19 protein-coding genes are annotated in these 26,130 nt (G+C 35.7%); 7 read left to right on the top strand and 12 right to left on the bottom strand.

Annotated features, from left to right (window positions below; translation table 11 throughout):
* Positions 1-169: 169 nt before the first annotated feature.
* The 6 genes from A8L32_RS19060 to kdsA form a co-directional block, all read right to left on the bottom strand.
* Complete coding sequence (locus A8L32_RS19060) at positions 170-844, bottom strand: hypothetical protein (protein WP_066632586.1); 675 nt, start codon at positions 842-844, stop codon at positions 170-172.
* Positions 844-1,599, bottom strand: a complete 756-nt coding sequence (kdsB, locus tag A8L32_RS19055; protein ID WP_066632580.1) for a 3-deoxy-manno-octulosonate cytidylyltransferase — start codon at positions 1,597-1,599, stop codon at positions 844-846. Before kdsB ends, A8L32_RS19060 begins: the two co-directional genes overlap by 1 nt.
* A gap of 62 nt (positions 1,600-1,661) precedes the next feature.
* A complete protein-coding gene (locus A8L32_RS19050; RefSeq protein WP_066632578.1) occupies positions 1,662-2,750 on the bottom strand; it encodes an iron-containing alcohol dehydrogenase family protein in 1,089 nt (362 codons plus the stop codon).
* 141 nt (positions 2,751-2,891) lie between these two features.
* On the bottom strand, positions 2,892-4,073 hold the full coding sequence (locus A8L32_RS19045; RefSeq protein WP_066632576.1) for a DegT/DnrJ/EryC1/StrS family aminotransferase: 1,182 nt from the start codon (positions 4,071-4,073) through the stop codon (positions 2,892-2,894).
* A 161-nt stretch (positions 4,074-4,234) separates the two neighbouring features.
* Positions 4,235-5,257: a transaldolase family protein gene (locus A8L32_RS19040; RefSeq protein WP_066632574.1), complete on the bottom strand. Its 1,023-nt coding sequence runs from the start codon at positions 5,255-5,257 to the stop codon at positions 4,235-4,237.
* 24 nt (positions 5,258-5,281) lie between these two features.
* Positions 5,282-6,115, bottom strand: a complete 834-nt coding sequence (kdsA, locus tag A8L32_RS19035) for a 3-deoxy-8-phosphooctulonate synthase (protein WP_066632571.1) — start codon at positions 6,113-6,115, stop codon at positions 5,282-5,284.
* A gap of 434 nt (positions 6,116-6,549) precedes the next feature.
* Here kdsA and A8L32_RS19030 point away from each other — a divergent pair, with 434 nt between their 5' ends.
* Positions 6,550-9,003, top strand: a complete 2,454-nt coding sequence (locus tag A8L32_RS19030; RefSeq protein ID WP_066632569.1) for a hypothetical protein — start codon at positions 6,550-6,552, stop codon at positions 9,001-9,003.
* A 135-nt stretch (positions 9,004-9,138) separates the two neighbouring features.
* On the opposite strand, the gene A8L32_RS19025 is transcribed toward A8L32_RS19030, so the two are convergent.
* The 6 genes from A8L32_RS19025 to A8L32_RS19000 all read right to left on the bottom strand — a co-directional run bounded on the left by A8L32_RS19025 (position 9,139) and on the right by A8L32_RS19000 (position 16,770).
* Positions 9,139-9,423, bottom strand: coding sequence for a hypothetical protein (locus A8L32_RS19025; RefSeq protein WP_066632567.1), 285 nt, complete (start codon positions 9,421-9,423; stop codon positions 9,139-9,141).
* 142 nt (positions 9,424-9,565) lie between these two features.
* Positions 9,566-10,186, bottom strand: a complete 621-nt coding sequence (locus tag A8L32_RS19020; protein ID WP_066632565.1) for a response regulator — start codon at positions 10,184-10,186, stop codon at positions 9,566-9,568.
* A complete protein-coding gene (locus A8L32_RS19015; RefSeq protein ID WP_066632562.1) occupies positions 10,179-11,918 on the bottom strand; it encodes a HAMP domain-containing sensor histidine kinase in 1,740 nt (579 codons plus the stop codon). Before A8L32_RS19015 ends, A8L32_RS19020 begins: the two co-directional genes overlap by 8 nt.
* 182 nt (positions 11,919-12,100) lie before the next feature.
* Positions 12,101-13,780 (bottom strand): DUF4955 domain-containing protein, encoded by a 1,680-nt coding sequence (locus tag A8L32_RS19010; protein ID WP_066632559.1) that lies wholly within the window; start codon positions 13,778-13,780, stop codon positions 12,101-12,103.
* 348 nt (positions 13,781-14,128) lie between these two features.
* The gene (locus tag A8L32_RS19005) at positions 14,129-16,057 is read right to left on the bottom strand and encodes a DUF4914 family protein (protein ID WP_066632556.1); all 1,929 of its coding nucleotides are present in this window, start codon (positions 16,055-16,057) and stop codon (positions 14,129-14,131) included.
* 161 nt (positions 16,058-16,218) lie between these two features.
* Complete coding sequence (locus A8L32_RS19000; RefSeq protein WP_066632553.1) at positions 16,219-16,770, bottom strand: helix-turn-helix domain-containing protein; 552 nt, start codon at positions 16,768-16,770, stop codon at positions 16,219-16,221.
* Between the two features lie 428 nt (positions 16,771-17,198).
* On the opposite strand from A8L32_RS19000, the gene A8L32_RS18995 reads away from it, so the two are divergent.
* The 6 genes from A8L32_RS18995 to hrpB all read left to right on the top strand — a co-directional run bounded on the left by A8L32_RS18995 (position 17,199) and on the right by hrpB (position 25,930).
* Complete coding sequence (locus A8L32_RS18995) at positions 17,199-19,067, top strand: AAA family ATPase (protein ID WP_066632550.1); 1,869 nt, start codon at positions 17,199-17,201, stop codon at positions 19,065-19,067.
* Entirely contained in the window at positions 19,054-20,208 is a 1,155-nt protein-coding gene (locus A8L32_RS18990) for a hypothetical protein (protein WP_066632547.1), read from the top strand. The genes A8L32_RS18995 and A8L32_RS18990 overlap by 14 nt, the downstream gene beginning before the upstream one ends.
* 247 nt (positions 20,209-20,455) lie before the next feature.
* Positions 20,456-20,923, top strand: coding sequence for an RNA methyltransferase (locus A8L32_RS18985; RefSeq protein WP_066632544.1), 468 nt, complete (start codon positions 20,456-20,458; stop codon positions 20,921-20,923).
* A 275-nt stretch (positions 20,924-21,198) separates the two neighbouring features.
* Positions 21,199-22,416, top strand: coding sequence for a GAF domain-containing sensor histidine kinase (locus A8L32_RS18980; protein WP_066632539.1), 1,218 nt, complete (start codon positions 21,199-21,201; stop codon positions 22,414-22,416).
* 408 nt (positions 22,417-22,824) lie between these two features.
* Positions 22,825-23,391 carry a YdeI/OmpD-associated family protein gene (locus A8L32_RS18975; RefSeq protein ID WP_066632536.1) on the top strand — a complete coding sequence of 189 codons (567 nt, stop codon included), beginning with the start codon at positions 22,825-22,827 and terminating at the stop codon, positions 23,389-23,391.
* 70 nt (positions 23,392-23,461) lie between these two features.
* A complete protein-coding gene (gene hrpB, locus A8L32_RS18970; protein ID WP_066632533.1) occupies positions 23,462-25,930 on the top strand; it encodes an ATP-dependent helicase HrpB in 2,469 nt (822 codons plus the stop codon).
* The last annotated feature ends 200 nt before the right edge of the window (positions 25,931-26,130 follow it).

Raw genomic sequence — 26,130 nt, 5'->3', positions numbered from 1 at the left:
AAATGAACAATTTATTAAGATATTTTTTCAATTCTTTTTCTCTTGTTGTTACTAGAATACAATTTGTTAGTAAAAATCAAACTCTCCTAACTCTGTTAAATACGATATAAATAAAAGCCCTCTTCCTTAAAAAGAAAGAGGGCTTTTGTAATATTTTTCAACATTTACCTTACTCCACTGGTTCACAAATTGTTTGTATTAAATTACGATCATTTAAGTATTTCGAATAATCGCCTACAAACTCAATTCTTGTCTCGATAGCCCGAGGCAAACTACCCGTTAAACCAATTATTAATTCACAAGCCTCACGCACACCACCGTCACCTCCAGCACTGCCCGTTCTGTAATCGCAACTTTTATTATCTACTAAGTATTGATTAAAAAGTGGATTTGCTTTTCTATTGATTTGAAAGCTTGCTCCAACAGATCTAGCCAACTCAACATCAAGTATATCATCAAAGAAAAAAGCAATTTCTTCAGGCTTTAGATCATTCTCTTTACAGATCAAATCCAAAGCACGAACCTTAAATTTACATTTAAAAAAGGCCGCATTCATATGCTCTCTTGTAGCTAAAAACTGAGAACTCTTATTCTCCTCACCCGTCACAATAAAAGTAGCAGGCAAATCACCATTTCTTAACCAGTAATCCAGCTTAAGCATATTCACCCCCATAGCATCCGGCTCAGCAAAGCTACTGCCTTCATTACCCACCTTGGATCCATTATTAAAAACACCATCCCAGTCGAAAATATATGCTTTTATCTTAGATAACTTCTGCTTTAACTCATCGATAGGCGTAATAAAATGCCCACCTATGTTCTCAAATTGACTTTGAATATCCATTATTTATTTTTTACGAACGCATTGGCTTTCTCCAAATCCTCAGGCGTATCTATACACATAGTCTCGTCTAGCTCCGTCACAACACAAGTAACCGGAAAACCATTTTCGATCCAACGTAACTGCTCAAGCGACTCCGCTTTTTCAAGTGACGATTGTTCTAACTTTACAATTTCATTTAGCGTATTAATTCTATATGCATAGATTCCTAAGTGACGATAGAATGTTTGCTCTTTCATCCACTCCTTTTGATCCACATTTTTTAAAAACGGTATTGGAGCACGACTGAAGTACACACCCTCTCCCCAAGTATTTAAAACCACCTTTACTTCATTCGGGTTCAACACCTGTTCTATATCTTTAGCTTCCTGAATTAATGTCGCTATTTGCGTATCATTATTTTCAAAGGCAGATTTTACATCTTCCAATTGAGCAGCTTCAAAAAAAGGCTCATCACCCTGTATATTTATAACTACATCTGACTTAACACCGTATTTATTTTCAATATTTACTGCAGCCTCGGCACACCTATCCGTTCCACTCGTATGCTCCTCACGCGTCATTACAGCTTTTCCACCAAAAGCTTCTACTGCATCTACAATACGTTGATCATCTGTAGCCACAAAAACATGCTCCAACCCTTTTAGGCAATTCTCATACACCCATTGCACCATCGGCTTATCACCAATCATGGCCAATGGCTTACCTGGCAAACGGCTGGAAGCATATCGACTCGGTATTATTCCTACTATATTCATCTTAAATAAGATTTTCAATATCAAGCATCAAAACATAAAACATCTTTCTTGATACTTATAATTTACATCTTCTTATACAACTCTTTAAGCTCAGCTTTCGAAATATGCTTTTCCCATTCTGGTCCAAATGCGTTATTCCACATATGTTCATTGGCCCAAGCAACATCAACCATTCGATCTAAATCTTCATCCGAACACCCAGCAGTAATTCCTTTAGGTATGTCAACTCCCTGAAAAGCTTGCATTTCTTTAAATTGCTTATACCCCTCTGGATAATATTGCTCCAGTTGATTAAATGCGATACAATTAGCTACACCGTGATGCGTTTCTAAAACAACAGCCAAACCGTACGATAAGGCATGACAAACTCCCACTTGTGCATAAGTAATACTATTACCACCCATAATAGAAGCCACCATCATTTTTTCGTCAGCCTCCAATCTATCAGGATATTTATTCATAAATACATCCACACATATTTCATTTGACTTTTCTGCAAATGCCTTACCCATTGATGTAATCCAAGTTCCATTTAAGGACTCTACATTATGAATATAATTATCCATTCCAGTAAAAAAACGATCTTCATCCGTTACTGTAGATAAAAGCTCAGGATCGAACAACACCTCATTAGGAATAGTGTAATCACACTTGATACCTAATTTTTTTTCTGGTCCACTTAATACAGCAGTCATAGAAACCTCAGCTCCAGTTCCCGAAACAGTTGGAATTACGATGGTATAAATACCTTCGTTTTTAATTTTATCTAAACCTTGATAATCTTTTGAATCTCCTTCATTGGTCACCATCAAACCCGTGGCTTTCGCATAATCCATGGTAGTTCCACCACCCATACCAATTACAACAGCAGGTAATGTAGATTGATGCGCTAAAATCTGATCGCGATATTTATTTACCAAAGTTGTTTTTGGCTCATCTTTAGTATCAATAAAAAACACTAGATCCTTTTCTCCAATAGGAAGACGATCTAAAGTCTCTTTTTTATCCTGAAAAAAATGATCAATCATGAACACCGTCCAATCATTAGTCTTATTTTTTCTTCTATCTATTAACTCACCCAGATGCTTCAAATTTCCTTTTCCAAAAGCATAATGCCCCGGATTAACAAAACTTCTAAAATCGTATAACATAATAATTAGTTGAAAGTTGAAAGTCCAAAATAGTCATTGGACAATAGTAATTAGTCATTAGTTTCTAAATCTAATGACAAAAAACCACGAGTCAGATATATACTAATTATACACCTTGATTCGTGGTTTGTATTATTTAGACTAAGCTAAAACTTTATCAAAAGCTTTACAAATAGCTTCTAATTGCTCAGGCGACATTTCAATATTCATATTAATAGATACTAAACGACCTATTAAATCGTAAGACTTTGGTAAATCAAGATTATTATAATCCTGTGGCTTATCCAAAAACTGCATCCCCACCGGTCCGGCAACTTTACACTCTTTTAGATGACACCAATTTTTAATGAAGTGATAATTATTATCATACCAATATGCAGCAGCAACACCTTCAGCTCCTAAATCAGCACAAGCGCTTTTAGCCTCCTCTTGCGTTGGTAAAAAGAAATTCAATACCGTAGCCGAATCACCTTCCTCATCAGGCACATTTCTAAATACCACCTGCGGAAATTTCTTCAAATAATCCTTCAATACTTTCTTGTTTGCACGAAGATTTTCAAGGATATAATCAATCTTACGAAACTGAGCTAAACCTACAGCTGCATGAAGCTCACTGATACGATAGTTCGTTCCTAAAATTGGATGCTCCTCAGCTCCACGATTATTTCCGATATGACTATGACCATGATCGGACCATGTATGAGCAGTAGTATATACATCCTCATCATTGGTCATTACAGCACCACCTTCACCAGCTGTAATTAATTTAAAGAAATCGAATGAATAACAAGATACCTTACCAAAGGTTCCTAACATTCTTCCTTTATAAGATCCACCTAAGGCTTGGGCAGTATCTTCAATTAAAATGATATTGTGCTTTTTACAAACCTCAACAATTTCATCAATTTGCGCCATGGCTCCCACCATATGCACTAACATTACAGCTTTGGTTTTTGGGGTAATAGCAGCCTCAATAGATGCAGCCGACAAACAAAGCGTTTCGTCAATTTCAGCAAACACAGGAACGGCACCACAATTAATCACAGCCTCTACAGGAGCAATAAATGTAAATGGAGGAACAATTACCTCATCGCCTGCACCAACACCAACAGATGCTAATGAAACTGAATCAGCAGCGGTACCACTAGCCACCAAGTGACAATATTTTGCACCATGATATTCCGCAAATTCTTTTTCAAGCTCTTTGGCCTTCCAAATTCCTTTACGCTGCTCATCATGATTATATCTGAACAGAATCCCTGTTTCAAGGACTTCCATTACTTGTTCTTTTTCTTCTTTACCAAACAATTCTGTACCTGGCATAATATTTTATTTTAGACTATTAAACAATCCGTCACCGACAGAAAGGAATAATAAAATGTGAGACTTCTTTAATGCAATAGGGGCGATTAAAACTTAATCACCCCTTATATAATATTATATAGTTATCCACCTAAGGGATATAGTAGACTTTGTAAGTAAGATTATAAAATCTCAAGCTTTACTAAATCCTGCACATCAACCATTCCAACTGGCTTACCATTGCTAACTGCAATAATGTTATCAATTTGTTTCTCCTTGAATACACCAACCGCTGTATGAAGCTTATCATCTATATCTACAGTAATAGGCATTTTCATTTCAAAATCCTTCATTGTCATGGTCAAAATCTTCTCACCATCAATGTTCATATGACGACGAAGATCACCATCTGTAAAGATTCCTTTTAAGTTACCTTCAGTATCTACTACAGATACCGCTCCTGTTCCAAACTTAGACATTTCAACTGTAGCATCAGTAACTTTAGCATCTAACCCAATGGTTGGATTTTTGCTTCCAACAATCTCACCTACCTTCATAGTCATTTGGCGCGTATGATTAACAAACTGCTGCGTACCTACTTCAGTAAAGTTATTATTGTTTAGATTCTTCATAATCTTCCAAGGAATGGTGATATTCTGCGCACCTAATTCAATGGCATTTTTAATATGCTCAGGATAACGTACCGACGAGAACATGATTTTAGTATTGTAATTGTATTTATCAACTAACTTAACACAATCATCAACCAACTTCAATGCATCATATCCTTGATCTTGCATACGTCCAACTAATACACAAACATAGGTTGCACCTGCAGCCATAGCCATATATGCTTGTTGAATATTATATACCAAGTGAATATTCACCATCATATCTTCATCGCGAAGCATTTTACAGGCTTCGGCAGCAATTAATGACGCTGGTATTTTAAATACTGTTTTCTTTTTATCTAAACCTAAAGCTAATAAACGTTTTGCTTCGGCAACTATCTCTTCAGCAGTATCTCCTAATGCTTCAATCATTAGTACCGGAACCATTTTCGAAAGCTTTACAATAGCCCCGTCAATATCGGTAATACCGTGTCTATGCATAAAAGTTGGCGTGGTTGTTAAACCATCAATAAAACCTAACTTAAACGCTTCTTCAATTTCATTAATGTCAGCAGAATCAAGATATAATTCCATGGTAAAATATTTGTTTTGGTGATATTAAATTTCTGTTCTATGTTTTTTCTCAATATGGTGAATCTCAATTAAAGGCTTTAAAAACTCCTCTAACTGATCCAAAGGATACTGGCTAGCCGCATCACAAAGTGCTTTTGCAGGCTCAGGATGCCCTTCAATAAATATTCCATCAATTCCAGCAGCAACCCCTGCACGAGCAATTGGGCCAAGGTACTGACGTGTTCCGCCATTTGGATCGGAACTTGGAATACCGTAACGACGAATACAATGCGTAATATCAAATACTACAGGATAACCCGTTTGTTGCAACTCATAAAAACTACGAGGATCAACAATCATATCGTTATATCCAAATGTATAACCACGCTCTGTTACCATGATATTTTTATTACCAAAATGTTCAATTTTTTGAACTGGCTTAATCATGTTTTCAGGTGCTAAAAACTGACCATGCTTAACATTAATAGCCTTTCCTGTTTTAGCAGCCTCTGTAACCAACGAAGTTTGCATACACAAATAAGCTGGTATTTGAATAACATCCAACACCTCAGCAGCAGCTTTTACTTCTGTTGCCATATGCACATCCGAAATAACGGGCACATCAAAAGTGTCTTTTATTTTTTGAAGCATCTTTAATCCCTCATCCAAACCTGGGCCTGGATAAAAATCAACGGAGCTTCTGTTATCTTTTATGTATGATGATTTAAAAATAAATGGAAGATCTAGCCTCTCAGCCATTACTTTTAGCTTTTCAGCTGTTTCCATCATGATAGATTCATCTTCAATCACACAAGGACCAGCAATTAAAAAAAGCTTGTCTTTGCCAAACTCTTGTTGGCCAACTTTTATATTCTTCATGCGTTGTATTTGCCTTTTTATTTTCAGCGAAATTAATGAGTATTATCCAATTAACACAATACATACATCATGTATTTTCGTACTCATATTTTGATTTTCTATGGTAACTAAATCGTATTGTAATTTTAGTCCTTTTTTACACATAGGTAATAGAGACAATCCAAGCCATTACAACACGTATGACAACTTATAGAAAAAATCTGCGCTAAATTAGTAAATAGTTAGCATATAAATGGAAATTAAGGACAATATATGAAAAATGGGACTTGAACACTGTTTATTTTGGATTGGGTTTGTAGCTACTTACATGTAATTCCGACTTTTACAACTACGAATTACCTCTTTTTTTAATCTAGAGCACTTGTGTAATATATTAAATTACACTATTATTGAACAACAAAATACTTATTGCCACACCTAGTAAAACTGCTAACATGAGATTTCTTTTTGTAACCCTTACCCTTTTGTCTTTTTCATCCATAAAAGCACAAGTTCAACCTAAACTCTTTAATCAAGAGCTTTCTACATTCTTGCTAGAACATCCTGCAGAGAAAATCTACCTTCAATCGGATCGTGACGTTTATGTAACAAACGATACTTTATGGTTTAAGATATCCTTAACCGATGCCCACAGCAATATTTTTACAGAGGGTTATCGCAATATTTATATAGAATTGGTAAATGATTCTAACAGATGTGTTGTTCGTAATTTACTAGCTGCGCATAATGGAATAACATACTCGGATTTTACACTTGACAACTATAGTCTGACTGCAGGAAAATATAAACTAAGAACCTATACGCAATACCAACAAAATTATGGTTCAGAATTTTATTATGAGAAAAACATACTCATTAAAGAATTACATAATACCCAGTTAAAATACGAACAAATAGAAGATTCTATAAACTCAGTCACACCAAATAATATCTCCAGAGAAATTGATTTTCAGATATTACCTGAAGGTGGATACTTAAGTTACGGCTCAAAATGCACATTGGCATTCAAAGCACTTTCCGCCAACGGACAATCGGTTGAGGTTAGCGGTTGGCTAAAAGACGGGAGTGGAAATTTGATTTCGGAGATAGCAAGCACACATGCAGGAATGGGTAAGGTACGCTTTATACCAAAATCAGGTAGACACTATAACATAACGCTAAAGAAATATCCCAATCAGATATTTAAAGTTCCGGAACCAGAGAACAAAATTAAGATGTCGCTTACCGCACTAAATGATTCTATTTACAATATTAAATTAAGAGATAATACAGCAACCAACCAAGAGAAAACCTATTACTTAGTTTCAAATGCATATGGTATCAACTCTTTCTTTTTTCCTATTAAGATGAAAGGGGTTATAAAAATGGTCAACCTGCGCAAGTCAATATTCAAAATGGGTATTAATAGAGTAATCCTTGCTGATGACCAGATGAATCCTATAACTGAAAGATTAATATTTGTAGATAAAGAAGAATGTTTAAATATAGAATTAAGCGCCAATGATTCCATCTTTATAACCAGAGAAAAAGTAGATATTAAACTGAAGGATTCTCGTTACGCACGCTCTAATACAGCTAGCATTTCAGCATGTGCATTAAGTGTCAATCAAAATATTCAACTCGAAGATTATCCGCAAAATATTAAGTCGTACCTTTTATTAGATTCTGAATTGAAAGGCCATATCGAAAATCCTTCCTTCTACTTTAAAGACGACAGCGCTTCTACTCGCGAAAAACTAGACTTATTGCTATTAACGCAAGGTTGGAGCAACTATGTTTGGAGTAAATATGATAGCATTACCCCCGACACGTTATATCAAAAAGAAGTTGGACTAGAAATTTCTGGACGAATTAAAAGATTATTTAGCAAAAAAGGTGTAAAAGAAGGTACTGTATCCGTTATCATGTCAAACCAAGCAGGCTTCAATCGTTTCAGTCAGTCGCCGACCGAAGAAAATGGAACTTTTAAGTTTGCCCCGTTGTTTTTCCCCGATACCATATCTACTTTTTTTCAAGGTGTAAATAAACATGAATGGAAGAACACGGAGATTGTTGATGTAAAAACATTTTTAAACACACCAGATGATGTAAGAACATTTCAGGATTTTATTACGCCTGATGAAAAACTACAGCAGGAGTTTAACAAGAAAGCATACCAAAGGCTTATGGAGGATAAAGCATACAATCCTTTAAAATATGAGCATTTACTAGACGAAGTGACTATTGTTAAAAACAAAAAAGACATTATTAATCAGAATGACGGTCACCAGCGCATGTATAGTTTTGCCGATGCCGTAATTAGCGTTAACGATGACACGCCTAACTTTTCTACCATCTGGGACTTATTGGCGGGCTCGGCAGCAGGCGTTCTAGTTACTGGAGATAATGTATCCATTCGAGGAGGAGGAGAACCTTTATTTTTAATAGATGGTATTGAAGTAGATAAAGAAGTATTTGGAGTTACGTCTGTTTATGAAATTGATAAGGTTGAAATATTAAAAAATGCCAGTAACCTGGCCGTATTCGGTCTTAAAGGAGGAAACGGAGCTATTGCTGTTTATACCAAAAGAGGAGAAATCTCCAACAAACAGATTCATGTAAATGGAATTAAAGTAGAAAACCTGAGAGGATATTCTCTATCGCGTGCATTCTACAGCCCCAATTACGAAGTAAACCAAACAAAGCAAAAAGACCTACGAGCTACACTCTATTGGAATCCAAGCGTAAATATAGATTCAACTGGCGTTGGAAACTTTTCCTTTTACACATCGGATGACGAATCACCCATATTAATAAAAGTTGAAGGAATTGACAGCAACGGACACATCGGCACTTGTTACAAAATAGTTAATGTGGTTAACCATGACATGAGTATGACGAAAGAATAACAATCCTCAACCCTAGCTCTGCCTAAAAATGAGAAACAAAAGAAAGGCTATCCCAATAAAAGATAGCCTGACATTTCATCTTCTTGAGTTCGAGGTAGAATTACATACTCAAGATTATTACTACAAATCATTTTATTATTTTCTGTTCGCTCTTTTTTCTGCGAGTTTTTTGGTCTGTTTTGTACCTGTTCCAAATACTACTTCTGCAGTGTCTTTTGAATTATTCTGCCAAACCTTAGCATTTTTAGCCGCTCCGCCTGTTAACCTTTCCTTTTCTGTAGTAACTACCGTACTACCTTCTTTCTTTTCCCAGATCTTTTGGTTTTTTACTGTAGGACCAAACTCTCTTTTTGAATTTTGTGCAAAACTTAAACTAGCTACAAAAAAACTCATGCCCAATACTAATATTACCCTTTTCATATCGTTTCATTTTTAAATTATTACCTGATTCAAAAATAGTGGGTAATACCATGTGCATCAATTCGTAATAAAAGGTAAAATCATAGGTGGTTTTTGCGTAGATATGCCTACGTATAATTACGTAGTATATTTCAAGGAACTTTTATAAAAGCCCCAGGCTAGTGGCTTTATTAACCAGTTCAACCGTATTCTGAGCTTTTAGTTTCTTCATCATATTTCGGCGATGCGTTTCAACAGTACGGGTACTAATAAATAATTCCTGAGCAATTTGCTTAGCTGTTTTGCCTTGAGCAACCAGCACCAAAATCTCAATTTCTCTATTAGATAAGGATTTGACTTCTTCTTCGGTATGCATAGCATCCAGAATAATTTCAGAAACCTCCTGATTGACATATCGCTTTCCTTTATGCACCTCCTCTATAGCACGTATTAACTCATCCTCATCACAATCCTTTAACAAATAGCCTGACGCTCCATTACGCAAGGCTTTAAGAACGTACGGCGAATCATTGTGCATAGTCAGCATAATAGCTTTGGTATGCGGATGATGTTTTTTCATTTCCACTACCGTATCCAAGCCATTCATTTTTTTCATCGATATATCTACCAAGGCAACATCCACCTCCTGCTGCTTTAAAACCTCCAGAAGTTCTTCTCCCGAACCTGTTTGCGCCACCACCTCTATCGTATCGATATCATTAAATAAAGATGCTACACCTGAACGAAACAGGTCATGATCGTCGGTTATGCTCACTCTAATCATTACTTTGCTTGTTAAATTCAATTTCAATACTTGTGCCTTCCGCACCCGATTGTATAAACCAATGCCCATTAAAAATCCGCACTCGCTCTTTCATATTCTGCAAACCACTACCTTTCGGAACATTATCTACATCAAAGCCTTTTCCATCGTCACTAATATATACATTTATCTGATCGGCAAACTCAGTTACCGACAGTCTAATCTCATGCGCATGGGCGTGCTTAATAGCATTATGAATGGCCTCCTGAATGATCCTAAACAAGTTTAACTCTACCTCTTTAGAAATCTCACCCTCGCCTTCCTTGGTATGTTCAATAAAAATCTTCGTGCCGCGATCTTCAAAATTAACCTTTACAAAACTATGTAAGGCCTCAATCAAACCAAAATCTTTCAGTACGGAAGGCATCAAATTAAACGATACTTTTCGAAGCTCTTGAATAGTATCACGAACAATGAGAATCACTTCATGCTCTTTATTTGAGTCGTTATAATGATGCTGTAATTTATGCAGGATACTGGTTAACAAAGGCGCTATGCTGTCATGCAATTCTCGCGACAAACGCGCTCTTTCCTTTTCCTCTCCTTCTACAAATAATCGATGATTTTTATTTAGCAACTGCTGCTCCTTTTGCTTAAGTTGCTTTAGCTGCTTCTTCATATTATTAAGTGCAGCCACTAACAAATCCGCTTCTCCTCTGGGCTGCATTTCATCCACACCAGTACCCTCTGCAATTTGGTTTGAGAAATAAATAATCTGATCATTCACTTTCACCAGTTCGTTGATGGCATAAAACATATCTCCCATTTCATCTTGCGAACTCCACTCTAGTGGTTTGGCTTTTTCTCCCCTCGAAATATCCTTGATGATATCTCGTGCTTTTATAATAGGCGAAACCAAACGATGTGCAATATAATACGAGATTACCGAAGAAATCATAAACATGATAATGGCAAAAAACAATATCCTATCCGCCATTTCTCTGATGGGAGAAAATGCTTCTTGCTTGTCTATCTCAGATAACACCGCCCATTTTACACCTTTAAACTGAAGCAATCCATACGAACTAAACACTTCTACCTGCCGGTAATCTAAATGCAATAAACCGCCAGAAGTATTATTTAAGGCATATTCAGCAGCTTTTGTTTTTGAATAAATCTGAGTTGGTATCTCTTCTGGATAAAAACGAGAAATAGTCCTTAAATAATAATCGGAACCGACTAAATAAGTCTCACCCGATTCTCCCATCCCCGTTCGTTCGAATAATATTTGCTGAATCTGCTGCGATGAAGAATAAAACTTATATACATAGCCACCTAAGGGATAAGAATATTCTAAATGAATCTTTCCATCCTTAAACTGCGGACTAATATCTAATACAGCAATAGAATCGTCAGCAGCTTGAATATTTGTACTCACTACAGAATCGATATGTATAAACTGATCTTCAGCCAATGCATCTAGATAGGAATTGTTATCCAGATTTCGTGCTATCATCTCAATTTCATGCACATGAGAATTAAAAACATGCTCTAACTGCGCTGTTTTTAAATGTCGTATAGAACTTAATTGAAGTAAGATGCGCTCCTCAAGTGCATTTCGAAACTGAACTGCCAAAACTACTGATACTAAAGAGATGACCAGCAAAGATAAGCCAATTAGCAGTATCGAAATTTTGTATTGAATATTTAGTTTGCGATAAAATGCGAGCATGTTAGTTTGTTGCTTGTTCATTTAATAACTACACCAAAAATTGAACATCTTACCTTAAACACCAAAGAACCTCGGTCCTTTTCTGAATTTAAGTCAACTTACAACTATTGATGATTAGCAAAACCAACACTTGCATATTGTTTTTGCATACAAGCTTAAAACTACAATTTTTATTCGTATTAACAGACTCCTAAATGGATCACTTAATCCTTTACAACACTCACTTTCCAAGTTTCCCACTCTTGCATAGCTACATCTAACCAAGCAGGTCGTTTTCCTAATCGGTGTGTAAGCTGGGCTTCGTATAATGATTCAGGGTAAACTTTTTGGCCTACACTTTCTAAATACGCAATACTTTCTTCTTTAAAAGTGGTGCTTGCCCCATGAAAACCTACTACTATTGGACGAGCTACTGCCATACCCCAATAAGGACTTTTAGGGTTATCTTTTCGCGGCTGCATAGACCAATAATCATATTGCTGTACGGCAGGACCTGTCTGTTTGAAATTCCATAGAGTAAAATCTTTCATATGGTGTGGCTCTACCTTATAACTTCCGCCATTACCACTCATATCGTAGGCCTCATAACAATCATATAAAGTAGCTCTGGTATATCCCGAATGTAAATCAAAACCTCTTCCTTGTGGGGCGGAGATTCTCCAGGCCACACTCCCTGCCGCCATATGAGAAGCATCAATACCATGCCACTGCCCTACATCCGTTCTATCTAACCATAAACCTGTAAAATTGCGCGTTCCAAAGGTCATTTCTACCGAACCATGCCCTTGTTGTCCATCCAGCACATTCATTAATACCGAGCTCGACAAACACCCCATCATTCTTACCGCACTATTCACATCTGTAAAAACACATCTACGAACCCAACCATTGGTTACATGCGCCATATTTACACCTTTCCAACCACCATCATGTATTTTGTTTTTATGATGCACAAACTTTTCCTGAAAATTACCAATCAAGTGAATATCTTCAAAGCCGCACTCAGTAATTACTGTATGAGGAGAGACAAACCATCCATATTCAGGTTTAACATCCGTGAGTAGAGGTCGCTCTAAAACAATCTTATTCCCATCAATAGCTTTTACCTGAACTACCTCATTGGCCGTAATGCCTTTTTCATTTATACGTTCCCATTGCGGTCGCATTTCTACATCGCCCATAAAATCCGTCATTGACGCCTTATTATATGGCATCACTAAAATTAGATAAGATATACCTTTTAACAAATGAGCATCAGCTACCTCAATTTCGTAGCTACCCGCAGGAGCTAGCTTTACCACATCTGTTTTTATTTTATAAGGACGAGCTGGTGTATTGGTGGCACAAAAGGCATCATAATCCAAGCCCTCAGGGCGGAAAGTAAACATATGCGGACTAGTCCATCTAAACAACGATTTGTCATGATGCATGTAATCTTGCATAAATATTTCCGTACCACCAGCACCTGCGCCTTCACCCTTAATTATAATATTAGAATGATTGATTTCAAAACCAGAAGTATTCTTACCCTTGTTAACGATATACCTTCCTTTTGGGAAATACACGATTCCACACTTAGCCTTTGCTGCCTCGTTAATAGCCGCTTGAATAGCCTCATCATCAGCAATAGTATCATTGGCAATAGCGCCGAACTTTGTTACATCAAAATAAGGATAGTTTAATGAAGATACTGCTGGAATTTCTTTTTCGCCATAGGCATATCCCGCATGGGAATAATCTATCAATAGGCTTTTTTTACCGTTCTCTTTATCTGCCACATAGTTTTGCCAAACCTTTGCAGTTTTATCTTTTGAAGTAGAACAAGCTGCGAAACACAAAAGCATCACGACAGCTACCAGATTTAAGTTTGTTGTTTGTTTCATACCTTAATTATTAGCTCGCAATATTAAAATTATTGGATGCACAGGATGTCAATATCATCCATAAAAGGTATAAAATCGTTGAAACTAAGTTTAAAAATAATTTCGCAAGATTCTGATGAAATAAAGTCCAAAATTGGTAGAGTAAAAATCCGAGCGGATTAAGAAAAAGCTTAACTACTACAATTAAAATCAACTAATACCTGCGGAGTTGAAGTATGAAACTATAGGGTATAAAAAACCTCCAGTACAATAGGCTCAAATGATAATTTAGGAAAACTACCTATGTACTGGAGGAATATATTGAATGGATGGTATCAATGGCCGAAACCACTAACCCCCATCAATGACTTACAAATTGTCAATTGTTTTAAATGAATAGTCGTACTCGAAACTCATTGGTACAATTTTATTGTACTCTTCGATAGTCGCATCATTTAAACAAGCTTCAATAATCTTACGCCCTGTTTCTGATAATTCAGGCTGTAAGTATTGCTTCAACTCTTTTTTGAAGAATTCAGTTAATTCTGCAGCACCTGCATCATAACCATCACCACCAACTTCTGGTTGCTTGTACACTTTTAATAGATCTTCAGGAATCCTAGAACCTTCGATAGTTAAGTAGTTTAACTCATATCCTAATAACGGACATCTTGAATCCTGATATTGATCTTCGCGTAATTTAGCCGCACCACGACGAGTCATATACTCACGCATTAATAACTGAGGCTTAAAACCTACTTTCCAAACACCAATATTTTGATTAGGAACTAAAGTAAATGTAGTACGAGGTGTATCGATGATTTGCTTTAGTAACATGTTAGCATGATCCACTTTTTTACCTGTAGCAAATGGCCAGTATGAACCAACACCTTCACTCTGCATAGAACCATCACTCACAATACTTGGGTTTTTGTGTCCACGAGGAGCAACTAAACGCCATAACCAAGCTAAAGCCGGTGGCAAGATATGAAACATACCTGCAATACCGTACGAAGGCTCACCTGCAGTACACTGCGGTGCACGTAAACCAAAACTACGAATATCAACGGCTACTGGGCGGTCGATAACATTAGGCATGATTTTACGAGGGATAACCACACGTGGATTAGGACAAGTTTTTCCAGGCTCATCTTCAATATGATCCCATATTAAAGCTGTTGAATCTGGGTTAGTATCGATATTTAAGAACAACAATGGCTCTTTTGGAGTGATACATGTTTTCTCTAATGTTGGATCATCACCATATTGGGTAACTGAATCTACACGAACAAACCACGAGTTCTCAGCATCTACAATACGTAACTTACCATCTTTCTCTTGTACCGATGGGTGACAGAAAGCCATATCATCAGCTACCGGACGGAAAGCACATGACTTAGGTAAGTTAATATGCTCAGACTTTCCTGTAACCGTATTTTTACCTAACAATACACCACCCTCTGGCTCACGCAAAATGTGCTGGTGCATCTCACTCTTACCTCCACCAGAAGCACCTTCGTGCATGAAAGTAGTAATATTATCATATGGAGAGATAGCTTCTACTGCCGAACAGTGAGCTGTTATCCAACCTTCTTTTTCACCTTGTGTTAATAATACACCGTACACACCTTTTTTAGCAGATGGTCCTGGGTATAAATTGTATGAATATAATTCGTGAACGTTCTCTGTACGATTATGCACTACCACTTGCTTACCGTCGAAATGCGTATGACGGAATACTGGAGCAACAAAAATAGTAGATTTAATCTCCATTCCTGCTTCAAGATCTTCTAGCGACTTCATTTCTTGTAGCATCGATAATCCTAATGCAAAGAAACCTGCGTTTGCCGGAGCAATAGCCATACCTAAAGAACCAATTCCTGCACGACCAGCAAAGTAAAAGAATACTGCTAAGTCCTGAGACTTTAACCACTCGAAAGTTTCACCTTGAAGTTTAGAAAAGTCTTCACCAAACTTTTCGTTATAAGTAACTTTATCCGTTGGCTTATCATCAGCAATAACCATAGTACCTGGGTCTCTACGACGCATATAGGCCTCTGTATAGTTAGCTGAAATACCATTTTTTACACGATGAACAACAGCCTCGGTATACTCACCTTTACCTGGAACATCGTATTTAACTTCGAATTCTAGATTTTCCTTACCATTTGTAGCTGCATCAGCTAACTCTTCTGTTGTATTAAAAAAAGAAACACTTTTGGCTTCCTTTAATAATGTAGAAATGTTTTCTGGCAAGGCTATACCTTTACCATTTAATACCTCAATTAAATCTTTCATTGTATAATTGTTATATTGTTTTTTATCTGGGTATGTCAGGTGTAGGAGAAAAATACGGTGGCAAATATATTAATCCACATTAAATTAATGAAGTAGTACTTTATTTAAATTAAGTTAAAATTTAGATATGAAGTATGATTTAACAAGTGCAGCTTTGGGCACTAACCTACCGATGGAGTAGACACCAACAAAACATCTGACTCTGTGGATGTTGGGTTTAATATAGTATGTGAGACATTGGAATTTAAGTAGAAACTGTCATTCTTTTTTAAAGCATAGGTCGTATCATCTAAGCTTACCACTACTTCTCCTTGCAAAACAAACAAAAAAGTTTGCCCGGGATGCTTATGCACAACCCCCTCAGAGTTAGCATTAGCCTTAAGCTTAAGCAATAAGGTGTCCATATGTTTATTAGGACCATGGTTAGATAATAGGTAAGAAGAACAACCCGATTGATTCTCTTCTACAAAGCTGATGTCATCAAACCTAACAAGCGGGTTATTTGCCAACACATCATTCTCTCCAATCAACTCACCTACAGTAGTATGCAAATGTACAGATATCAACTTTAAGTTGGTAATAGAAGGTAATGCTTTAGCCTTTTCAATTTGCGAAAGCGCACTAGAGCTAATCCCCACCTTTTTTGCCAACTCATTGAGTTGCAGATGCATTTCCTCTCTCTTACGTTTAATTCTTTCTCCTAAGCGCTTCATTTTTTATCTATCTATTTTACGACCACAAAGATACGAAATCAGTCATTTTAAGTACCAAAGATGAAATATTTAAACATTTTTTCACATTTAACTACATTTGCATACAATAGAGATTCCTAAAAAAGAGTAAAACCATGAGAAATGTCACACTTTCTTTCTAGAAGACTTTCTTCATTTTTGATTATAAATAGATATCGTTTTATCCAATTATGCTTCCTATTTATAACCAATTCCTTCTAATTAATGAATCTCACATAATCACCATTTAATAAATCAATGAAGTATTTATTAACACGAAAAAATATTGTGTATTCAATTCAAAGAATCATATCTAAAGTAACATCATTTGCATAAAAAGTTTAATGCTAACTTCGTCATAAAATATAGATAAGGTTTTTATATTCACCTACTATTTGAAACAAACATACATGGAATTATTATACTTCGGCACAAATGACTTTATAGGTAAGATGGGTCATTGGGATTTTGCTTTTAACAAGAGTTACACTTACAAAATTGATATAAATAAAAATGAACTTCATATAACTTCTCAAAAAGAAACCTATAATATATTTGATAATTCTATATTGAATTGCACAGCCTTAGTTGGGAAGAACGGTACAGGCAAATCTTCATTAATTAATCAAATGAAGAATATATTTGAAGCTAACAACAAAGAGATATCAAATTTTATTTTTCTACTTAAAAGTGGTGATGGTAAATTCTTTGCTTTTCATAAATTTGGAAGAAATTTAAAACTTTATATAGATAGCATTCATTCACGAATAGAAATATTATCTCATGATGATTTTTTGAGAGTAGTAAAGCCTATTTTTTACGATCCTTCCATTCAGTTAAATAAAATGGATAAATCATTTAATAAGGTAATCGACTTAACCAGTGACCACTATCTTCTTGAGGCAATAGAAGATGCAAATAAAATTGTCAAAAATGCCATTAACGATGTATTCGAATTTAGTGAAACTTCACCTTCACCAAACTTAAAAACTATAAAAGAAAGTATCAAAAAAGAAGCTTCCTTTAGTTTTTTACCTACGATTATTTACCATAGAGAAAATACAAAAAGAAAACTCCAATTTATTTCGAAATATAACAATATGCAGCAATTGGATTTTCTACCACGGAAAATATCAATAAGCTTTAATCCTAAAACTTTAGATAGGTATGAAGATATATTTACAGCATATAAGATCGACAAAAATCTGATTCTTAAATCCTATGATGATGAAGATCTAGCTAGGGCAACTACATATCAAAAACTATACTTTAAGAATAAGTTGGCAGTGATTTTACTTTTAGAATTACTTCAATTAAGCCATACGAGTAACGATGGAGAGAGTAACGAATTAAAAAATTTTATCATTAGATATATTTCTAGGGAAAACGATGCAAGAGTGCAAGATGATGTTAACAAGTATATTTCTACAAAATCAGCACCTAATGGCTCCATAAAACAAAAGCTTTTCGAGATACTTGAGAATATCGCAGACTTTGTAAAAAAGTTTGAAATTACGATGGGAGGTACATCAACAACATTTGTAATTAAGTTTACAGAGGAGGTCTGGCAAAGTTTAAGTGCACTGTTTGAATTATTCCCTCCTACAGGTGAGTTCATTTACAACTTTGGATTTCAGCGACTAAGTGCAGGGGAAGAGGCTTTACTAAATCTTTTTTCTAGATTAAATACTGTAAAGGATAATGAGGATAAGACGATCTGGCTATTTATAGATGAATGCGAACTCTATTTACATCCAGAACGGCAAAGAAACATCATACATGATTTTAACAAATATTTACCTATATTTTATCCTAAGAATAAAATTCAGTTGTTTTTAACAACTCATTCTCCTTATATATTATCAGACTTGATGAAAGATAATATTATCTACATGAAGAAATCGGAAGACAATTGGACGATAGAAATTGACAATAGAGATATAGAAACCTTTGGGGCAAATATTCATGACTTATTAGCTAGTTCTTTTTTTATGGAGAAAGGAACTATCGGAGCGTTTGCTAAAACACAACTAGATTCCCTACTTCTGTTTTTAAACGGTAAAGGAAATCAAGAAGTTTGGAATGAAGATAAAGCTTGGAATGTAATAAGCCAAGTGGGTGATACTAATATAAAACGTTACTTAATTGAGTTGTATAACAAGCACATCTCAAATAAATCAGATCTGGATCAGGATAAAATATCTTTTTATGATGACCAAATAAGTCGCTTAGAAAAGGAGCGGAATAGACTTAAAAACAGCGGGAATGATAAAAATTGAACATCCTAATATTGATAAAATTGTTGGCAAGCACTACGAGGCATGTAAACGATATATTGAGCCACGTGTTGATTTTTGTATTGCCTTTTTCAATGCTTTAGCAGAAATAGAATATACATCAATCCAAAAATCTATTTTAGATACTTTTGGAATACATGGCAGTGCAGCAAATTCCATAGTAAAGCCTTTTTTTAAAGAGGAAGAACTAAATGCTAAGAGAATAACAGAAATTTTGGGCGGTGATTATAAAATGAAGATTTCTAATTGTAGTGAAAATCTTTCATTCTTTCAGTACATAAAAGAGAATTTAAAGCTTATAATTACTGGTACTCCGAAAGAAATCTCCAATATCATATATGCCAACGAAAAGGGAAAAGAGGAAACAGAGCATTACAAAATGAAACAAGACTGCCTAAAGAAAGTCTTTAATTATGATGCTTTCGTAAATGGTGATTTAGATGATTGGAATAATTACACTTTAACAGAGATGTTAGGCATTTCAGTATGCCCTTATTGCAACAGAAATTGGATAAACACTGTACAAGATGTTCAAAATAAAAAAGGAACAGGTAAGCTAACAAACCCCCAATTAGATCATTTCTTCTGCAAAAAAGAACACCCCATTCTACGCTTGTCTTTTTATAATCTAATTCCAAGCTGTGAAACCTGTAATTCACGTTTAAAAAGAGAGGAAGAATTTACATATGGCAAAAACCTTCATCCTTACGAAAAAGGATATGGTGAAGAGTATATTTTTGAAACTTCTCCCAATAATATTGATGCATGCTTAGGCCTAAACAACGATTACGAAGTTGCTTTACGTCGCATTGATGGTAATGAAAAAGAAATAACGGTGGTAAATAATCATGAAACATTTAAAATTGATACAATTTATAAGGAGCATGGTGATTTAATATCTGAAATCTATAGAAAAAAGGCTCTGTTAGGAAGTTCATATATAAATATGCTAAAAACACAGTTGGGCATTGAAGAGGATGAAGCTTATAAATTGGCACTTGGGAGCTATGCTGAAGAAGCCGATTACAAAAAGCGACCATTTTCTAAACTAACGAAGGACGTTGCTACACAGATAGGCTTAGTGAAAAGCACTAAGAACAAGGACAATAAGAGTTTAAAGTAAAAACCCTTGATAACTCTGAGTCAAGTACTATAATCCTTTTGGTCAACATGCTTCCTCCATCATAAAACATTCACCCATCATTCGCATCCATAGGGCGAAGTATTTGTGTACATTTTGCGAACAACCTGCGAAGAAATGCGAAGCGGTTGCGAAGGTTTTGCGAAGCGGCCCCGAAGAAAAGGCGAAAAAATGGTCAAAATCTAAGGAATTAAATACACTATATTTGCAGCTTCAAATTTTAGAAGTAATGATTGACAATTTAGAACAAGGGTATTTTGGTATTGGTATTCAAAATGGTAAAACACCTGAAAACCTAGGCGTACTATGGCGAACAGCACAAAACATGGGGGCCAACTTTATTTTTACGGTAGGAAGAAGATACGCAAAACAAGCTTGCGATACCCGCAAAGCAACTGGCGCCATGCCTTATTTTCATTACGATGATTTTGAAGACTTTTATAAACATATGCCCAAAGGAGCCTTACTGGTTGGTGTTGAGTTAAACGAACGCTCTGTATCTTTAGAAACTTTTGAACACCCACGCCGCTGTATATACTTATTAGGCGCCGAGGACAATGGCCTAACAAAAGCTGCCATGGAAAAATGTCACCACCTTATTAAATTCGATTCAAGCGAAAGCATTAATGTTTCCGCAGCAGGAAGTATTGTGATGTACGACCGCCAGCTAAAGATTAACCATAAGTCTTCTTTTTAAAATCTATTTATTAAATTAAGCTCATATAGTAACAGTAAAGATTTAATCCAAGCACAATAGATTTCAATCACCTTGCTTACACACTCCCAATCCCTATCTATCCCACTAAGGCAATAACACTTATACCCTTAACACACGTTAGTTACATTTAAAATAGATAAAACAAAAAATAGAGTTACTTTACTAGGCAACTATGCCTTTAAACAAACAGAATTCCTTGATGATATAACCTGATTTTTTTATTAACTTAGGTAAAATATCAATGAGGGGGAAGCATGAAAAAATTTTCGACAGTTACAATTCGCCAGACACAGGAATCAAAAAAGGTAAGCATTTCATCTAATTCCAAACCTGAGATCATTGACTCAACTATATCAAAATGGCAGACATTAATAGATACACTGGCAAAAATTGTAAATGTTCCGTCTAGTTTAATTATGAAGTTAAATCGCGACAGCATTGAAGTCTTTCTCAAAAGTAACACTACTGAAAATCCATATGAGTTGCATGAAAAAGCGGATTTAATATATGGACTCTATTGTGAGTCTGTAATAGGAACGCAAGATCAGCTTATTGTACCTGATGCTACTAAAAGTGAGGTTTGGAGTAAAAACAACCCTGATGTTGATATAAATATGATTTCTTATCTCGGAGTGCCGATAAACTGGCCCGATGGTGAATGTTTCGGAACAGTTTGCGTTTTGGATAGTAAAGAAAATTTTTACTCTCAAGACTTTATTGACTTAATAAATCAAATTAAGCAACATATTGAGCTTGATTTACAACTTCTATTAAGCAATGCTGAACTTAAAGAGTTGAATGAAGTAAAAACAAAATTTATGTCTCTGATTTCTCATGATGTTAGAGGTAATATTGGTACACTAAATCAATTTCTTCAATTTATTGCTAAAGACTTTGATAACTATGATACTTCTGAATTAAAAAAAACACTGGTAACATTAAGTCAGATTAGCTCAACTTCTTTTAATACACTTGATAATTTACTCAAATGGTCTAAAAGTGATTTAGTTAATTTAAAACCTAATATTCAACCTGTAAATATTAATAAAATTGTAAAAGAGCTTTTATCTTTTTTTAATTATGCTCTACGGTTAAAATCGATTAGAGTAAATACATCATTTTATTCTGAGCATACTATCATTAAGACTGATAAAAATATGATAAACGCCATTATAAGAAATATTATCTCAAATGGCATAAAATACAATACTAAAGGTGGGGAGCTTAATATTAAAGTAGTATTAGTAGATAATAAACACGAGATAACAATTCAAGATACAGGAATAGGTATGTCTAAAAAGGATCTCGATAAATTATTCAAATACAACACTCAACATAGTTTAGAAACTAGTGATGAAATCAGTACAGGAATTGGGTTATTATTAACAAAGGAATTTATTGATAAAATCGGAGCAACAATTAATGTTAAAAGTAAAATTGATATAGGAACCTACTTTATCATAACTATATAGAATGAATAATGGTGATAGGGTAAAATCGATAGATACAATAATGATGGCATATTATGATATTGTTTCAGGATTAAGTATTGAACCTTAGGAATTTGAAAAAGATAAATACATTCATTCTGAAAATGCGGTTCTTACAAGACTGGGTCAAAATGGGAAAACAAAACGACATATGCTTGAAGCAGAAAGTCTGTTTCACTTTTGTACCCCTAAATTCCCAAAGGGGACTATAACCTCCTTTTTTTTGAGAAGGTTTGTAGGGATAAAGTCCCTCCGACAAATTCTCGTCCTTAAAATTTATTAAGTTTAAGCTTATTTTTAATATCAAAAAATTGGCTCAGTAGAATAATGGAGGATTTGTCGTTGATTCTGCGTGCACTTTTCCTAGCCAGCCTTAGCTGAAATTACAAAATGAGCGAAATAGCAACTAAATATTTCATAGACAGAAAAGATTGGAGAAAATGGCTCGAAACATTTTTTGAGACTGAAGATGATATTTGGTTAGAATATCCATTAAAGAAAACGGGTAAAGAAAGAATTTTATATAACGATGCGGTTGAAGAAGCTTTATGCTTTGGGTGGATTGATAGCACCGTTAAATCATTAAACGATGAAACTTCCATCCAACGCTTTTGTAAACGAAGAAAAAAAACGTCATTCTCACAACCCAATATAGAACGATTGAGATGGCTCTATAAAAACGACTTAATTCACAGCTCTATTAAACATGAAGTCTTAAAAATAATTCAACAGGAATTTATTTTTCCAGAAGACATCATTCAGAAGTTAAAATCAGACAAGTTTGTTTGGAAGAATTATAAGGAATTCTCACAGCCATATAAAAGAATTCGCATAGCCTATATTGATAGTGCCAGAAAAAGACCTGAGGAATTTAAAAAACGTCTAAACAACTTCATTGTCAAGACCAACGAAAACAAACTCATTAAAGGATTTGGCGGAATTGATAAGTATTATTAATTCCACTCCGATTTATCCAGTATAATGTTCTTTTATCTACCTTTGCAAGCTAATTTCAAAAAGTGTTGCCTTGAGTTTTGATGCGAGAAAAACTGACTTACCAGTTGTAGAGATTATTGACGAAGTAAAAGAGAAGCTATCCTGTAACAATACGCTTATTGTTCATGCACCTCCTGGAGCTGGAAAAAGTACGCTTATTCCGCTGACTTTAATGGATGAACCTTGGTTGGAAGGCAAAAAAATTATTATGCTGGAGCCACGTCGATTGGCGGCCAAAACTATTGCCATGCGCATGTCTGATTTATGGGGAGAAAAAGTGGGTCAGTCCATTGGATATCGTATTCGCTTTGATAACAAGGTATCAGACCTAACTAAGGTAGAAGTGGTTACCGAAGGTATCTTAACCCGTATGCTTCAATCGGACAATGCCTTGGAGAATGTGGGCATGGTGATATTTGATGAGTTTCATGAGCGCAGTTTATTCGCCGATGTGGCCTTAGCATTAGCCAGAGAGTCGCAGCAGGTTCTTAGGCCTGACTTGCGCATTATGATTATGTCCGCCACCTTGGACTTACCCAAGCTATCCGGATTACTGGATTGCTCCATCGTGGAAAGTAAAGGGCGCCAATACCCTGTTGAGATAAAATACGAAGGCGATGCTGATATGATGATGTTGCCCGAGCTATGTGCTCGCTTAGTTAAAAAAGCGGTAGAAAAAGAAACGGGCGACATATTGGTGTTTTTACCCGGAGAAGGCGAAATTAGGAAAACAGAAGCCATCTTAAAAAGAAGCTTGAGCAACATAGCCATTTTTCCTTTATATGGTCAGCTACCACCCAACAAACAATTTGCTGCTATAATGCCTCATCGAGAAGGCAAACGAAAAGTAGTTCTGGCAACCTCTATAGCTGAAACAAGCTTAACCATTCAAGGTATTAAGGTGGTGATTGATTCTGGTTTTGGCCGTACCATGAAGTTTGACCCCAATACAGCTTTATCGAAATTAGTTACCGTTGAAATTACTAAAGATGCTGCAGACCAGCGGGCAGGCAGAGCAGGTCGTTTAGATGCTGGCATTTGCTATCGCATGTGGAGCAAAGCATCTCAAAGCAGACTTAGCGAACATCGTACGCCTGAAATTTTGGAGGCAGACCTAGCTTCTCTAGCTTTAGATTTATCGGTTTGGGGCATTGGAAATCCCAACGATTTAATATGGTTAACGCCACCTCCTAGAGGCGCTGTAAATCAAGCCAGCGAATTATTACACCAGTTAGAAGCCATAGAAGATGGCAAAATAACCGAGCATGGTAAAAAGATAAACCAACTGCCTTGTCACCCAAGACTTGCTCATATGTTGCTTATGGCAGATGAAGAAGGCATGGCTGACTTAGCAACGGATATTGCAGCAATATTAGAAGAGCGAGACCCATTGGACAAAGAAGCAGGTATTGATATTAATCTGAGAGTGGAAGCCTTACGAAAAAACAGAAAAGGTACCATCTCCAATAAAATATTAAATAGAATTGAAAAAGTAGCCACACAATACCGTAAGCTTTTAAAGGTGGAAGTTGATAATGCTTCGGTTGATCCGTTTGAAACAGGTTTAATGCTCGTACATGCCTACCCAGAAAGAATTGCGCATGCCAAACCTGGAAATAACGCTCAGTTTAAATTAGCCAATGGTGCTATTGCCGCGGCTGGCCATAAAGATGAATTAGCACATGAAGCTTGGCTGGCTATTGCGCATCTTAATATGCGCGATACTGTGGGCAAAATATTTATGGCTTCACCTCTGAATCCGCGAGACTTAGCTCCTATGGTGAAAGAAAAAGAAGTGGTTGAATGGGATACGAAGCGAGGTGGATTTACGGCAGCAAAAAACCTTTGCGTAGGTCATATCATCCTACAATCGAAACCGCTTCATGATTTCGATTCTGATTTAAAAATTGAAGCCATTTCGAAAGCAATTGTTAAAGAAGGAGCACACTTATTAAACTGGAACAAAGAAGTTACTCAATGGCAAAACCGTGTTTTAAGTTTAAAAAACTGGAACCCACTGCAAGGGTGGCCTGATGTGAGCACCCACAACCTTCTTGAAACAAATATGAAATGGTTAGCGCCTTATTTGTCGCAAGTAAAAAAGCCAGATGATTTAAAAAAGATAGATTTAAAGTCGGTACTTCAACATCATCTCGATTTTGAAAAACAACAATTATTAGATGATTTGGCTCCCGAAAAAATTCAGGTTCCAACGGGCTCCAATATCAAAATACAATATCATGCCAATGGCGACACACCCATCTTAGCGGTTAGGCTTCAAGAAATATTTGGTTGGCAGGAAACACCTAAAATCAACAAAAACAAACAAGGCTTTATTATGCAACTGCTTTCGCCAGGTTTTAAACCAGTACAAATAACATCCGACCTAAATAGTTTTTGGAACAATGCTTATTTTGAAGTTAAAAAGGAATTAAAAGCCAGATACCCGAAGCATAAATGGCCCGATGACCCTTTGACGGCTCAACCCAATAGGAAATAATTTCATTAGTAAGTTCACACCTAAGCACAAAGAGAATCTCTTTACATTAGCTAGTCGATCATCAAACTTTTACCAAAAAAACAAGACTTCATACAAAAGACTAAAACTCTGTATAAGTATAACATAACACTTTATTTTAAAGTTAGAACGTTTTCTCTTTTTTATCGATAATTGACCGCTTAGTATACATCTTTGTGTTT

The sequence above is a fragment of the Labilibacter marinus genome, assembly GCF_001659685.2.
Taxonomy (GTDB): Bacteria; Bacteroidota; Bacteroidia; order Bacteroidales; family Marinilabiliaceae; genus Saccharicrinis; species Saccharicrinis marinus.
Note: the sequence above shows the minus strand (reverse complement) of the source record. Positions and strands in the feature narration are given on the sequence as shown.

What these genes read in the sequence shown, in the direction of transcription:
- A8L32_RS18985 (WP_066632544.1), top strand. Translation starts at nt 20,456, where the DNA reads ATGATTGACAATTTAGAACAAGGGTATTTTGGTATTGGTATTCAAAAT.
- A8L32_RS19040 (WP_066632574.1), bottom strand. Translation starts at nt 5,257, where the DNA reads ATGGAATTATATCTTGATTCTGCTGACATTAATGAAATTGAAGAAGCG.
- A8L32_RS19060 (WP_066632586.1), bottom strand. Translation starts at nt 844, where the DNA reads ATGGATATTCAAAGTCAATTTGAGAACATAGGTGGGCATTTTATTACG.
- A8L32_RS18990 (WP_066632547.1), top strand. Translation starts at nt 19,054, where the DNA reads ATGATAAAAATTGAACATCCTAATATTGATAAAATTGTTGGCAAGCAC.
- A8L32_RS19010 (WP_066632559.1), bottom strand. Translation starts at nt 13,780, where the DNA reads ATGAAACAAACAACAAACTTAAATCTGGTAGCTGTCGTGATGCTTTTG.
- A8L32_RS19015 (WP_066632562.1), bottom strand. Translation starts at nt 11,918, where the DNA reads ATGAACAAGCAACAAACTAACATGCTCGCATTTTATCGCAAACTAAAT.
- A8L32_RS18975 (WP_066632536.1), top strand. Translation starts at nt 22,825, where the DNA reads ATGAGCGAAATAGCAACTAAATATTTCATAGACAGAAAAGATTGGAGA.
- A8L32_RS18980 (WP_066632539.1), top strand. Translation starts at nt 21,199, where the DNA reads ATGAAAAAATTTTCGACAGTTACAATTCGCCAGACACAGGAATCAAAA.
- A8L32_RS18995 (WP_066632550.1), top strand. Translation starts at nt 17,199, where the DNA reads ATGGAATTATTATACTTCGGCACAAATGACTTTATAGGTAAGATGGGT.
- A8L32_RS19045 (WP_066632576.1), bottom strand. Translation starts at nt 4,073, where the DNA reads ATGCCAGGTACAGAATTGTTTGGTAAAGAAGAAAAAGAACAAGTAATG.
- A8L32_RS19000 (WP_066632553.1), bottom strand. Translation starts at nt 16,770, where the DNA reads ATGAAGCGCTTAGGAGAAAGAATTAAACGTAAGAGAGAGGAAATGCAT.
- kdsB (WP_066632580.1), bottom strand. Translation starts at nt 1,599, where the DNA reads ATGAATATAGTAGGAATAATACCGAGTCGATATGCTTCCAGCCGTTTG.
- A8L32_RS19020 (WP_066632565.1), bottom strand. Translation starts at nt 10,186, where the DNA reads ATGATTAGAGTGAGCATAACCGACGATCATGACCTGTTTCGTTCAGGT.
- A8L32_RS19025 (WP_066632567.1), bottom strand. Translation starts at nt 9,423, where the DNA reads ATGAAAAGGGTAATATTAGTATTGGGCATGAGTTTTTTTGTAGCTAGT.
- kdsA (WP_066632571.1), bottom strand. Translation starts at nt 6,115, where the DNA reads ATGAAGAATATAAAAGTTGGCCAACAAGAGTTTGGCAAAGACAAGCTT.
- A8L32_RS19030 (WP_066632569.1), top strand. Translation starts at nt 6,550, where the DNA reads ATGAGATTTCTTTTTGTAACCCTTACCCTTTTGTCTTTTTCATCCATA.
- A8L32_RS19005 (WP_066632556.1), bottom strand. Translation starts at nt 16,057, where the DNA reads ATGAAAGATTTAATTGAGGTATTAAATGGTAAAGGTATAGCCTTGCCA.
- A8L32_RS19050 (WP_066632578.1), bottom strand. Translation starts at nt 2,750, where the DNA reads ATGTTATACGATTTTAGAAGTTTTGTTAATCCGGGGCATTATGCTTTT.